Origin of the sequence: Psychrobacter sp. CAM01 (assembly GCF_032842965.1) — a bacterium.
GTDB classification, from domain to species: domain Bacteria; phylum Pseudomonadota; class Gammaproteobacteria; order Pseudomonadales; family Moraxellaceae; genus Psychrobacter; species Psychrobacter celer.
This window is the reverse complement of the sequence record NZ_JAWJBL010000008.1, coordinates 149,868-162,111: the sequence shown is the minus strand read 5'-3', so window position 1 is coordinate 162,111 and position 12,244 is coordinate 149,868. Positions and strand designations below refer to the sequence as shown.

14 protein-coding genes are annotated in these 12,244 nt (G+C 45.9%); 7 read left to right on the top strand and 7 right to left on the bottom strand.

All coding sequences use genetic code 11. The annotated features are described in order from the left end of the window. The first annotated feature begins 148 nt into the window (after window positions 1-148). Window positions 149-880: a nicotinamide riboside transporter PnuC gene (gene pnuC, locus R0I52_RS04365; protein ID WP_317053321.1), complete on the top strand. Its 732-nt coding sequence runs from the start codon at window positions 149-151 to the stop codon at window positions 878-880. Between the two features lie 262 nt (window positions 881-1,142). Continuing rightward, window positions 1,143-1,589 (top strand): DUF962 domain-containing protein, encoded by a 447-nt coding sequence (locus R0I52_RS04360; protein ID WP_317053320.1) that lies wholly within the window; start codon window positions 1,143-1,145, stop codon window positions 1,587-1,589. A gap of 204 nt (window positions 1,590-1,793) precedes the next feature. Here R0I52_RS04360 and R0I52_RS04355 read toward each other — a convergent pair whose 3' ends face one another. The 3 genes from R0I52_RS04355 to R0I52_RS04345 form a co-directional block, all read right to left on the bottom strand. Then, entirely contained in the window at window positions 1,794-2,405 is a 612-nt protein-coding gene (locus tag R0I52_RS04355) for a nitroreductase family protein (RefSeq protein ID WP_317053319.1), read from the bottom strand. Between the two features lie 219 nt (window positions 2,406-2,624). Further along, window positions 2,625-3,563: a pirin family protein gene (locus R0I52_RS04350; RefSeq protein ID WP_317053318.1), complete on the bottom strand. Its 939-nt coding sequence runs from the start codon at window positions 3,561-3,563 to the stop codon at window positions 2,625-2,627. An 87-nt stretch (window positions 3,564-3,650) separates the two neighbouring features. After that, entirely contained in the window at window positions 3,651-4,364 is a 714-nt protein-coding gene (locus R0I52_RS04345) for a pirin family protein (RefSeq protein ID WP_317053317.1), read from the bottom strand. A 291-nt stretch (window positions 4,365-4,655) separates the two neighbouring features. Between R0I52_RS04345 and R0I52_RS04340 the strand changes: the two genes are divergently transcribed. Next, the gene (locus R0I52_RS04340) at window positions 4,656-4,991 is read left to right on the top strand and encodes a GNAT family N-acetyltransferase (protein ID WP_317053316.1); all 336 of its coding nucleotides are present in this window, start codon (window positions 4,656-4,658) and stop codon (window positions 4,989-4,991) included. A 197-nt stretch (window positions 4,992-5,188) separates the two neighbouring features. Here R0I52_RS04340 and R0I52_RS04335 read toward each other — a convergent pair whose 3' ends face one another. The 3 genes from R0I52_RS04335 to R0I52_RS04325 form a co-directional block, all read right to left on the bottom strand. Beyond that, entirely contained in the window at window positions 5,189-5,896 is a 708-nt protein-coding gene (locus R0I52_RS04335) for a YoaK family protein (RefSeq protein ID WP_207970277.1), read from the bottom strand. Continuing rightward, window positions 5,889-6,482 (bottom strand): NAD(P)H-dependent oxidoreductase, encoded by a 594-nt coding sequence (locus R0I52_RS04330; protein WP_317053315.1) that lies wholly within the window; start codon window positions 6,480-6,482, stop codon window positions 5,889-5,891. The genes R0I52_RS04335 and R0I52_RS04330 overlap by 8 nt, the downstream gene beginning before the upstream one ends. A gap of 169 nt (window positions 6,483-6,651) precedes the next feature. Further along, a complete protein-coding gene (locus tag R0I52_RS04325; RefSeq protein WP_317053314.1) occupies window positions 6,652-7,032 on the bottom strand; it encodes a DoxX family protein in 381 nt (126 codons plus the stop codon). 418 nt (window positions 7,033-7,450) lie between these two features. Here R0I52_RS04325 and R0I52_RS04320 point away from each other — a divergent pair, with 418 nt between their 5' ends. The 4 genes from R0I52_RS04320 (at window position 7,451) to R0I52_RS04305 (ending at window position 11,244) form a co-directional block, all read left to right on the top strand. Next, on the top strand, window positions 7,451-8,059 hold the full coding sequence (locus R0I52_RS04320; RefSeq protein ID WP_317053313.1) for a YceI family protein: 609 nt from the start codon (window positions 7,451-7,453) through the stop codon (window positions 8,057-8,059). 247 nt (window positions 8,060-8,306) lie between these two features. Continuing rightward, a complete protein-coding gene (locus tag R0I52_RS04315; protein WP_317053312.1) occupies window positions 8,307-9,233 on the top strand; it encodes a LysR family transcriptional regulator in 927 nt (308 codons plus the stop codon). An 83-nt stretch (window positions 9,234-9,316) separates the two neighbouring features. Beyond that, a complete protein-coding gene (locus R0I52_RS04310; RefSeq protein ID WP_317053311.1) occupies window positions 9,317-10,441 on the top strand; it encodes a hypothetical protein in 1,125 nt (374 codons plus the stop codon). After that, the gene (locus R0I52_RS04305; RefSeq protein ID WP_317053310.1) at window positions 10,441-11,244 is read left to right on the top strand and encodes an SDR family NAD(P)-dependent oxidoreductase; all 804 of its coding nucleotides are present in this window, start codon (window positions 10,441-10,443) and stop codon (window positions 11,242-11,244) included. The genes R0I52_RS04310 and R0I52_RS04305 overlap by 1 nt, the downstream gene beginning before the upstream one ends. Window positions 11,245-11,368: 124 nt before the next feature. Here R0I52_RS04305 and R0I52_RS04300 read toward each other — a convergent pair whose 3' ends face one another. Further along, window positions 11,369-12,160, bottom strand: a complete 792-nt coding sequence (locus tag R0I52_RS04300; protein ID WP_317053309.1) for a glucose 1-dehydrogenase — start codon at window positions 12,158-12,160, stop codon at window positions 11,369-11,371. Between the last annotated feature and the right edge of the window lie 84 nt (window positions 12,161-12,244).

Genomic DNA, 12,244 nt, shown 5'->3' with positions numbered 1-12,244 from the left:
ACGCCAAATAAAAAACAGATAAAGCAAAAAACAAACAAAGTAAAAATACAGAATAAAAACAGCATATTATAAAAGAAGCGGCTTGTAAAAAAGTCAAAACCACAACGGTCAAACAAGCCGCTCCCAACATTTATTTTAGGAAAAACCTATGCGTATTCAGCTATTAGACAATATCACTGGCAAGTGGGCCATGCAGTGGATCATCACTTGGTTTATCTGCGGCGTGATTGCCTTATCAGCAGGCTTTTGGTTGACCACCGATCATACCACCCTAGATTGGTTTTATTTGGCGGTGTCCTTTATCGGCTTGATTTGTGTGGTATCGCTATCATTTCGCAAAAACGTCTTGGGTAATGGCTTTGGCATGGCCGCCACTGCAGGCGAAGTGGTGGTGCAGGCAACCTCAGGCGCGGTGGGTTTGATGCTGGCGCCTTTGTTTAACTTTTTCACCCATGTCTATGGCATTTTTTATTGGTCAAAGCACACCGACCCTGACGGCGACATGATACCCAAGTCTGCCAGCAAAGCCGTTTGGCTGATTACCATTGCCTTTATTGTGATTGGGCTGGCGCTATTTCCTACCGTCAACGACCTTTTAGCCAGCTATGGTTATACGGTGGTTGAAGACGACAACAGTCTGTTTTTAGGGTTTATTTCTTTTTTTTGGATCAATGTCCTCGCCTTTGTGCTCTCAATCACCGCCCAAGCCGCTATGATTTTGCGCTACTCGTTTAACTGGTGGCTGTGGATTATCGTCAATTTTGTTTGGCTCATTGTCAATATTATGTCTGGCAACTACATTTTTGCCATTCAGACCATGATTTATCAAGTCAACTCTTTTATCGGTCTGTATGAATGGCATCGTAGCGAGAGAAGCTAATATACTGACGTGATATGGCTCAGATGACTTAGATTATTTAGTTGGCTTAGACGCTTTTGATAGGCCCTATCGCATCTAGGATAAAGCTGACAGATCAAAGAACCGCCATAGGAAAGCCAAAAGTGAGAGAAATGCTCAGCGCTGACTGAACCGTCTATCAGATACTATGGTAGAGAAGTCCAATTAGTGCTACAAATGATACTAGAGGCGCTCTGATGTAGGAGAGGAGTGTCGTATCTTAATGACTAACAAGGAGGTTAGTATGTCTCGTCGTCCGCCCCGCCTATCAAAACGCACACTTGAGCAGTGGCTCAGTGAGTACTCTGTCAGCCACCAAAACCTAATCAACAAAAAAATACATTGGCTCTGCGTGCCGACCATCTTTGTCAGTTTGCTTGGGATGGGTATGTCGCTATCCGTTTGGTTTACCTTAGTGCTTAGCGCCTTGGTCTTGCTGTTCTACATGCGTTTGTCCACGCCGTTATTTTTGGCGATGGGTATGTTTATTCTTATCTGCCTGTCTGTCATGACCTTACTACCGTGGGGCTTTAAGGTCTGGGCAGGTATCTTTGTTGTGGCTTGGATTGGGCAGTTTATCGGTCATAAAATCGAAGGAAAAAAACCCTCATTTTTTGAAGATTTACAGTTTCTATTAATTGGGCCTGCATGGGTGGCCAATAGCCTGATGGGTAACAAAACCAGTAGCTAACTCTCCGGTGGAGCGCGTTATGTGCTCAGGGTTGGTATTCTGACGGTTTTTATACCGGTTATTTTCGTTTATATGGTTTTATCTTTATGCCATTAAAGCTATACAACAATAAATCGCTTGATTTCTTCACCCTAAAAAAGCGCCACCCATAAGCTGGATGGCGCTTTTTGACTTTTTATCTCTTAGGTTACCGAGCTTTGGTGCTTATTTACCAAACACCTTCATACGCTCCTCTACTGGCTTAAACTCTTTGTCACCAGCTGGCTGCTCGATGGCACCAAACACCATCTGCGCGTTTAGCTCCCAATCATCAGCGATATTCCAAGTATCGGCAACCTGCTGGTCAATCACTGGATTATAATGCTGCAAGTTGGCGCCAACATCGATACTTGCCAATGCCGTCCAAATCACATACTGATGCATGGCACTGGTCTGGTGTGCCCAGATTGGGAATTTATCCGCATATAAAGGCGCTGCTTCTTGCATGCTTCTGATCACACCTTTGTCTTCAAAAAACAATATCGTACCAGCACCGGCTTTAAAGCCTGCGATTTTATCTTTTGTACCTTGGAATTTCTCCTCGTCACCCACGATGACCTTCAATGTCTCTTCGGTAATATCCCAAAGTTTTTGATGATCCTCATCGAACAAGACAACGATACGAGCTGACTGAGAGTTGAAGGCAGAAGGCGTGTGCAAAATAGCATGTTCTACTAATTTTACCACCTCATCCTTAGAGACTGGTAGTTGATCGCTCAAGGCATAGATAGAGCGGCGTTTTTCGGCAAGATTTTGTAAGGTGGTTAGGCCTGACATAATAAGACTCCGTCGAGTTAAATATTTAAGTTGTATATAAAGTATGTGTTTTAAAATGGTTCGATAGTAAAAGTTAGTTGATCGTCAATCGTCAATCGTCAATCGTCAATCGTCATTTGATGGTAAAAGCAACACCGACCGATCTATATTCAAATTTTGTAAAAAATCTTCATAATAACGTGAATCATAAAAGATAAATTAACAATCTGTATTGGCAAATCATCCTTTAAAACCTTCAGGTAGCGCTGGGGCGGGCAGACGTTTCATATCAGAGTCGACATTACCAAAGCGCTCGTGGCCGTTGTTCCAATCAATGATAGACTGCTCAATCTCCGCTTTATTATCAGCGACAAAATTCCACCACAGCAGCACTTTATTGTTTAATGGTTCACCGCCGATAAACATCACCCGTGTGCCTTTTTTGGCGACCAGCTTGATGCTTTCGTTGTTTTCGACATCACTATCATGGAAGCGAAATAGCTGATCTTGCTCACAGATTTTGCCTTCAGACTCGATCTGCCCTTCGCTGACTAAGATACCGTATTCAAAACCAGGCTCTAGCGTTAGGGTGACCTCGCCATCCTCTAGCCAGTACACATCGATACCAACCAGTTTGGAGTACTGTATCGTAGGTGCTTCGTAGCGCTCGCCTGTGACTCTGGTGTAGTTGCCCGTGGTCAATATCATCTCTACATTATTTTCCGTCCACGTCGGTAGCTCTGGATAGTGATGAAAGCTGCGCTCGATTTTTTGGTCTGTCGGTAGAGCAATCCACAGCTGCACCATACTCAGCGCGCGCGCCGCATCTGGCGAGCCGCCCGTATCAGGAAAGACGCTTTGCTCAGTATGACTGATGCCTTGCGTTAAACCGGTACCTGCCGTCATGACGTTGACTTGGTTTTTGGTAATTACTTGCTCGTTGCCCAGGCTGTCTTTATGCAGCACTTCGCCATCTAACATCCAGCTAAAGGTTTGCAAATTGGTATGCGGATGACGACCCACTTGCATGCCAGCCTCACCGTCCTCAAACTGAGCAGGACCTGCATGATCCAAAAAGCACCACGCACCGATCGGTTTTTTGCCAGTATTAGGTAACAGACGGGCGATAGGAATACCGCCAACATCGGCCAAACGCGGCTCTAGGGTTTTAATACTCATGACTCACCTCTTATTATCAATTATCAATGATGTGTGTTATCTGGTGTCAAGGATGATGACCATAGCGCCGCCACCTTTTTAAAGCGCCTAAAAGCTTATAGGTACTTCCATGACAAGGACTTTAGCGTCTTCAGCGACATCCATCGTAAAACTTTTAGTATCCCAAACACCAAGGCCATCGCAGGTATCTAAAGTGTTACCGTTCACCACAACCTGACCACTAATGACAAAGATATATACGCCATTGTTAGGGTCTTTTAAGTCATAGGTCTGTGTCACACCTTTGTCAAAGTCACCGATGCTAAACCACGCATTTTGATGAATCCATACGCCAGCATCGTCGGCATTGGGTGACAGCACTTGGTTAAATTCATTTGGCTGCAGGATGTCATCCATGCGCAACTGCTGATAGCGCGGCGTGACATTCATTTTGTTTGGAATGACCCAAATCTGTAAAAACTTCACAGGCTCATTGGCATCGCCGTTCATCTCACTATGAGTGATACCCGTGCCTGCCGACATCACTTGGATTTCGCCCGTTTCGATGATGCCTTCGTTGCCGATATTGTCGCCATGACCGAGCTTGCCCGATAACGGGATACTGATAATTTCCATATCACGATGTGAGTGTCTGCCAAAACCTTGACCACCGATGACAAAATCATCGTTGATGACACGTAGCGCGCCAAAACCCATACGCGCAGGATTGTGATAGTTGGCAAAGCTAAACGTATGACGGCTTTTGAGCCAGCCGTGGTCGGCACCGCCGCGAGAGTCTGCTGCATGATAGATAGTTTGCATAATAAATCCTTATATTGTCGTACGTTAACTGGTTCAACACTGCTCATTAACGCGCTTGTCTAAGTGATGATGCTATTGTAATTGTTGTCTTATCATAGATAAACAAAGCTAATCGCAAATAACTATTCTTATATTTAGAACAATAAAAATTCTGACGTTGATGCGGATGTTAATACAAACATAACAGAAGCATTAGCATAAACTGTTAGCATGACTAATATTAGCCAATTTAGGTTAAGTTAAGTTTATAAAGCTGTCATCAAATATATTCGCCATACAAGGAGCGCAACCATGTCAGACGATGCAAAAAAAGAGCCGCTACAGTACGAGCTGGTCGATAATACGGACGAGAAACGCTTTGAGATGCATATCGATGGTCAAATCGCGTTTGAAGACTATGATTTTTTTACCACAAGTACCGGTGAAAAAGGCATCGAATACAAACATACCGAAGTACCAGAAGCGCTGGGCGGACGCGGTATCGCAGGTTATTTGGTCAAGACCATCTTAGATGACGCCGCCACCAAAGGCTTACGCGTCAAACCCACCTGCCCTTATGTCAAAGCGTATATCGACAAACATCCAGAATACCAAGACAACTCGGTGTTTCACAACGCTGCGCCATAGAGCTTAAGGCATAGTTAATCTTTTTTTAAATAGATATCACTCTACTGGTATAAAGTGTGCCAATGTTAGGTCGGATTGACTATATTAAAAGACGTCTGTAAAACCAAAAACGCCATGCTAAATAACATGGCGTTTTTTCAGTTATGGCGGCGGGTAGTACTAGTGCGGAGGGCCAAATGAGTTTGGCGCTTAGAGTCTTAGCCTATATTTTGTAAAAAGCTTTTGTCACGAGCCAGCCATGCTAAATACAGCACAGGCAATACAAATAGACCGACAGCCCAGTAGCTTAATTTGACATAAAGCAGTGCGCCCAATAACGCGCCAATGACAAAACTGCTCACTAGCGCTGAGCTATGCGCAAGTTTTTTGGCGTTATCGAGTGTTCTATTGGCAAGATAGTCTGATAGATTAATACCTAACTGAGTGGTATTACCCGTCATCAGCACCGTTGGACTCATATGTTTGATGACGGTTTTGCTGGCTGTATTGCGAATCGCCAAGGCCGTCAAACCCAAGCCACCAGTAATCGCAACGGTGATACTATTGCCATCCGTAAACGGCTGGAAAGACAATCCTGCTATCATAAACGCGGTGAGAAACACCGCCTCTGCCAATAGCAAATGAGTCAGTATCAGCCGCTGCTGACGACTGTTATCGATATAGACTTTGGTCACAACGACCGTCAAAATAAACAGCGGCACAGAAGCCAGCTTGATCCACAGGCCGTCCTCGCCTTTGACCAAACCACTGCCTGCCAATACCAAGTTGCCTGTGACATGAGCGGTAAAAAACCCAAAAAGGGTGATAAAACCGATGGTATCAATCGCACCGCCGACCACCGTCAATAACACAGGCGCACGGTAGCGCTGCCAAAAGCTCGGCGACTTGGCGGTTGTACTAAGCACCCGTACGTCCTACATTATTACTATCTGCGTCGCGGCTATCGGCAATGGCGGCAAATTCAATAAACGCTTCGACGAATTTTTGCAGATATTTTTGGGTACGCTCACTGACACTACCGTCTTCATTTAGACTGTCGGTCGCTCGGCTTAGATGTACTTCAGGGCGTATCATCATTTGTGCCGAGAGCATCTGCATGCTTTTACGGACATCGAGCCCACTGTTGATACCGCCATAGCTACTAGGAGATGCCGTCATCACAGCGACTTTCTTATCCGTCCATATGCTTTGTTTATACGGGCGCGAGGCGATGTCGATGACGTTTTTGAGTGCCGCTGGCATCGTGCGATTGTGCTCGGGCGTGACAATCAGCACCGCATCCGCGGCTTTTAGTTGCTGACGGACGCGCTCATAGCTGTCGATTGTGGTCTCATCAAAGTCTTGATTATAAAGCGGCAAGTCAACGATATTAACTTCGTTGATCGTGACACCTGACGGCATTTGCGACACGACATATTCGGCAAATTTACGATTGATAGAGTCTTTACGTAAGCTACCGATGATAAGAGCAATGGTTATTGATTCGCGCATAATAATTCCTTATAACAAATCGTTTATCAATGATGGCTAAATGACAGCTCACAAAAAAGACATCGGCTGCTTGCATCATCATACTATACCGCGCTTTTATATATCTTCTCTTCACGCTAAACTATCAACTTAAGCGCTGAACGTAAACGATAAGAGCTCAGCGCGCTGCTTATTTTTTATGATCGATTGAATAGGCACCTGGGCCATGAGCAAATATCAGTAAGAAACCACCCGCCATCGCGATGTTTTTCATAAATGGGTTCATTTGCGACTCATCGAGCCAAAACTGATGAAACATCAGCGCTGATATAATATTGAACCCTACAAATAATAAAGCGACCACGCGCGCTTTAAACCCCAACAAAATAGCGATACCGCCAAATAGCTCTAACGCGATGACCAATGGTAACAGCATGCCAGGTACGCCCATTGACTCCATATAGCCTTGGGTTGCCGCATAGCCTGTGATCTTGGTAAAGCCTGAAAAAATAAAGATCATCGATAAAAACAGACGACCGATCGGCGCACTAACTTCTTGTAACTTGTCCACGATAACTCTCCAATATAATAAATTCGGTAACATGAAATCTTGCTTAAGCACCACATCTTATTTAAAAGATTTTTTTATCTTTAAGCTGTTTTATTAGGTAACCATCATATTGTAGGCGTTGCATATAAGTAGATAAACTATGATAATTACAAATATAAGTTCTAATTATCAGAACAGTTACCCGCATAACGCTACACAACGGTGGTAACTTTTCTTTCCTTACAAAGCATACAATCGTTACAAAAAGCAACGAAGAGACACATTTATAATAGACAGTGGCACTCAAATGTCCTATTTTCTTGCTAAACTTACCCATGACATCTATAAGCACTACTTAACGGAAATAAATAAGAAAACGTTAAGCCAATGCACTCTTTGCTCCACCCTAATTCTCGATCACAAATAAGGATAATGAACCATGATGCTCCCTTCTATCAAACAAGCCAATCGTGCCCTCGCCTTCGCTGCTATCAGCGCCCTTGGCATGATGAGCACTGTCGGTCAGGCAGCGACCTATGAGCTGGACCCTAAGCATACCGCGGTGCGCTTTTTTGTCGATCACTTTGGCACCTCGACCAATGCTGGTGGCTTTTATGACCTTTCAGGCATTCTTGAGTACGCACCCAAAGAGCAAAAAGGCTTTATTGGTATTACCATTCCGATGGGCAGCTTGAGCACAGGTCTCAAAGAGTTTGATGGTCATTTAAAATCTGCGGATTTTTTTAATGTCAAAGAGCACCCAACCGCTTATTTCAAATCTACCAATTGGCAGTTTGATGGTAATAAAGTCAAATCAGTCACAGGCGACTTAACACTGCTGGGTCAGACGCATCCTGTGACACTGACAGCGACTAAGTTTAACTGCTATGACAGCCCACTGCTAAACGCTGAAGCGTGCGGCGGCGATTTTGAAACCACCATCGACAGAACCAAGTGGGGTATCGATACTTATACCGATGGCGGTATGATGAAAAACATCAAGCTGGTCGTTCAGGTAGAAGGCAGTAAAAAGGCCGATCTCAAGTAACGACGGCTTGTCTTATAAAGATCAGATAGTTGATCATAGGTAAAACAGATACACGATATGTACTACAATTAAGCTGAGTTTTTAACTCAGCTTTTTTTCTGGTATAAAGGTTTTAATGGGCACTGTTGGCGTTTATATAGTCGAACCCAAATAAGTCAGCTACATAACTATCATACTGCTTACTGTATCGTTGTTATCTCAGTCTGGCCGTAAAACGATGCGGCAGAATAATAAAAGGACAATTAGGATGGGACAGCTAGAAGATATGGCAATGTTTGTACGCATTGTCGAAGCTGGCAGTATCACCAAAGCTGCCGAGCAACTCAATATTGCCAAGTCAGCCGTCAGCCGCCGCCTAAAGGAATTAGAAACTCGCCTCGGTAGTCAACTGATCAGCCGCACCACTCGCCAGTCCAGCTTGACGCAAGCAGGTGAGCAGTATTATCAGCAGGTGATGCATATACTCAATGAGGTAGATGCGCTCAATGAGCAAACCAGTGGCGCCCCCACTCGCATCGAGGGCACTTTAAAAATGACGGCACCGCTGTCTTTTGGCTTGATGCACCTCAACGCGGTGATTGACGAGTATGCCAATCTACATCCCAACTTAAGCTTCGAGCTGGACTTTTCTGATCGGCATGTCGACTTGATCGAAGAAGGCTATGAGCTGGCTATCCGCATCAGAGAACTACAAGACTCGAGCTATCAGGCCAAGCGTTTGGCGCTGATTCGTTACACCCTTTGCGCCAGCCCTGACTACCTGAGCAAAATGGGCACACCTAAGACCTTGGCTGACTTGGTGACCCATGAGTTTTTACAATACGGTCTGAGCAAAACCAGTCATTTAGAGCTGACTGATGCTCAAGGCAAAAAGCACAACCACACTATCGATGCCAAAATAAAAGCCACCAATGGCGAGTTTCTAGTCGATTTGGCAGTAAAGGGACATGGCATTGTGTTTATACCGACTTTCATCGCCTATCAAAGGCTGGCTCGCGGCGAGCTGGTGCCGATCCTCCCACAGTATCAACTGCCGACACTCAGTGCTTATGCCGTGTATCCAAAAAACCGTTTTTTATCACAGCGCTGTCGCTATCTGATTGATTTTATTGCCGAGCGGTTTGGCGACGACCCATATTGGGATAACTTTTCTGAAAGACCTATACAAACTTAGCCGTCTAGCAAAGCTGCTATAAACCTTAAAACAATACTGCTAGTATTATCTAACGATATCCATCCGTCATAAGGAGATGCATTATGGATATATCATCGTTAGGTATCAAGGCCATCCACGAGTTTGATGATATTCATCAAAGCCCATTACCCCAAGAGCGCTTAAAGGCCGCGCGCAAACAAGCAAGCGCGTTTCGAGAGCGCTTGATGTCTGAGCCGCCGGTGCAGTTTTATCAAAGCGCCGATATGGTCAGAGTGCCCTATCCCACGTGGTACGCCTACAGCGGCGTCTATACCCAAAGCACGTATAAATTCCCCTATATCCATATCTTAAACCGTATTTTTATCATTCAGTATCATGACTTTTTGGGCGAGCTAAAAACCCTGCTGTTCTCTCCTTCTGATATCGAAGCGGATCGTGAAACGCCTTTTTTTAAGCGTTTAACGGATAAAATGCCGAACTGGTCACCGCTCGAAAATGTGGTCGCGCCTGTCATTCGTGATGTGGCAGGTGCCCTCGCAGAGGTGGGCCTCATGCCCGAAGACGTGGATTATATCAGCTATGATCATCTACACACCCAAGACATCCGCCGCTGGCTCGGTACGAAAGGCTCGGGCAAAAAAGACCAAGTCGCCTACTTCCCTAATGCAAAGATTCTGGTGCATGAGCGTGAGTGGCAAAGCGCCAGTGCTTTATTGCCCGTACAAGCAGACTGGTATTGCCCTAATGGCATCGATGGCATCGACCCTGACAAGGTGATTCGATTTACCGGTAGTATCCAATTGGGTGAAGGTCTGGCGCTGGTACATACCCCAGGCCATACTGAGGGCAACCACTCACTCGTCGCCCGCGTACCCGATGGCATCAGAGTCACATCAGAAAACGGCGTGGGCGCAGACGCTTATGCGCCAATGTGCTCGACCGTCAACGCCATCCGCCGTTATGCAAAAGAGACCGGTATGGAGGTTATCTTAAACGGCAACACCCTAGAAGGCAGTAACGAGCAATATATCTCCATGGTCATCGAAAAGACCATCGCAGGCCCCTCCCAAAACTCCGACTTCCCTAACTGTGCCTCGAGCAGTGAAGCGACGCCTTATTGGCTAATTCCTGGTCATAAAGTCAGTCACCTGATCGGTGAGGCCACCTTTGGTACACTACAAGCGGGCTCGATGAAACATAACGCCGCACAAAAGGTAGGTGCCTGATGCGTTATTTCACCGACAAGACCATATATATCACTGGCGCTGCTTCTGGTATCGGCTTTGAGAGTGCCAAGCAGCTTATCAAGCAAGGCGCGCACTTAGTATTGTTTGATGTGCAGCCGCTTGATAATGCCTTATCGACATTACAAGGGATAAATAAGCACAATGCTTCAATCAGCACCTATGAGCTGGATGTCACTAATGCTGAGATGACCTGTACAAAAATTGCTACCGCGGCGGCTCAGTGCCCGCCAGATATTTTGATGCATTTTGTAGGTATCACAGGCCCATGGACGTTTGATAAGATGAGTCAAGCACAGTTTGAGCGCGTGATGCACATCAACTTATTTGGCACTCGCAACGTCCTTGCGGCGGTGCGGCCGTTTTTGGAGCGTGGCGATCAGGTCATGGTCACCGCTTCTATGTCGTCGTTTACAGGCAGTTATGGCTATAGCTCTTATAGTGCTTCTAAATTTGCCATTTTGGGCATGATGCAGTCACTAAACTACGAATGGAAACCGCTAGGCATTGATATTACGGTCTTTGCACCACCGCCGATCGACACACCGCTGACCCAGTCTGCGGTCGGCGTTATGGATGCAGCAGGCGTCGGTATGAAAAAACTGGCAGGCGAATTAAATATCGAAGAGGCAGTCAAATCCATGCTAAAGGGCGTAGAAAAACGAGTGTTTTTGGTGGTGCCAGGTGTGATGGCAAACCTCATCAGACTACAGCTGCGTTTTTTTCCAGTCAGCTGGGTCAATTGGATAGGCAACAAGGCGGCAGCGTTTTCGGCCAAAAAATAAGAGCTAAGTAAAAAGAATACAATGATGCAACCTGCTAATGAGTCCTGAGTCACAAAAAGCGTCATCCAACCACTGGATGACGCTTTTTTATCTGGAACAATAACAATTACGTGCTAGGCGCCCGTTAATCTAAGGTCTGTACGCCGCCGCCATTGACAAACAACGTCTGACCACTTACCCACTCAGAGATAGGTGAGGCAAAATACAGCATGGCGCCTGCGATATCATCTGCCTCGCCCAAACGCTTGATGGGTGTGTGCGACAGCATGCGCGCTTCGATCTCAGGCGTCAGCACACTCTGCAATGCCGCTGTACGCGTAGCACCTGGGCCGACCGCGTTGATACGCACCTCAGGGCCAAAATCGTGCGCCAAATTTGCCACCATGTGATTGACTGCCGCTTTTGATGCAGCGTAGCCACTCATGTCAGGGCTCTTATTGATACTCGACATCGAGGTGGTGATGACGATTGAGCCGTAGCCGGATTTTTTCATGTGCGGCACACACAGCTGACACAGACGCCAAGCGCTAAAGACATTTAGCTCAAAATCACGGCGAAAATCATCCACTGAGATTTTAGACGGATCTTCTTGCCCGCCGCCACCGCCGCCAGCATTGCTGATCAATATGTTGACCGTGCCAAAGGTTGCCACCGTTTTATCGACCATGGCCACCAAATCATCGTCTTTTAAAATATTACACTCTACGGCCAAAGCCTTGACCCCAAAGCTTTCGACTTCTTGGGCCGCCGACTTGGCATCTTCTATCTTCAGATCGGCGATGACGATGTTGGCGCCAGCTTGTGCCAGTCGCAGCGCAGTGGCTTTACCGATACCATTGGCACCGCCGGTGACGATGGCGGTTTTACCTGTCAAATCAAACAATGCCGAAAAGGCTTTGGGTTGAAACGCTTGCATACTCATTCCTTATCATTATTATTTATGATGTCTCGTGTGTTACCTCGTATGTTACTTAGTATGCGCGCTTGCTCTAAAATACGT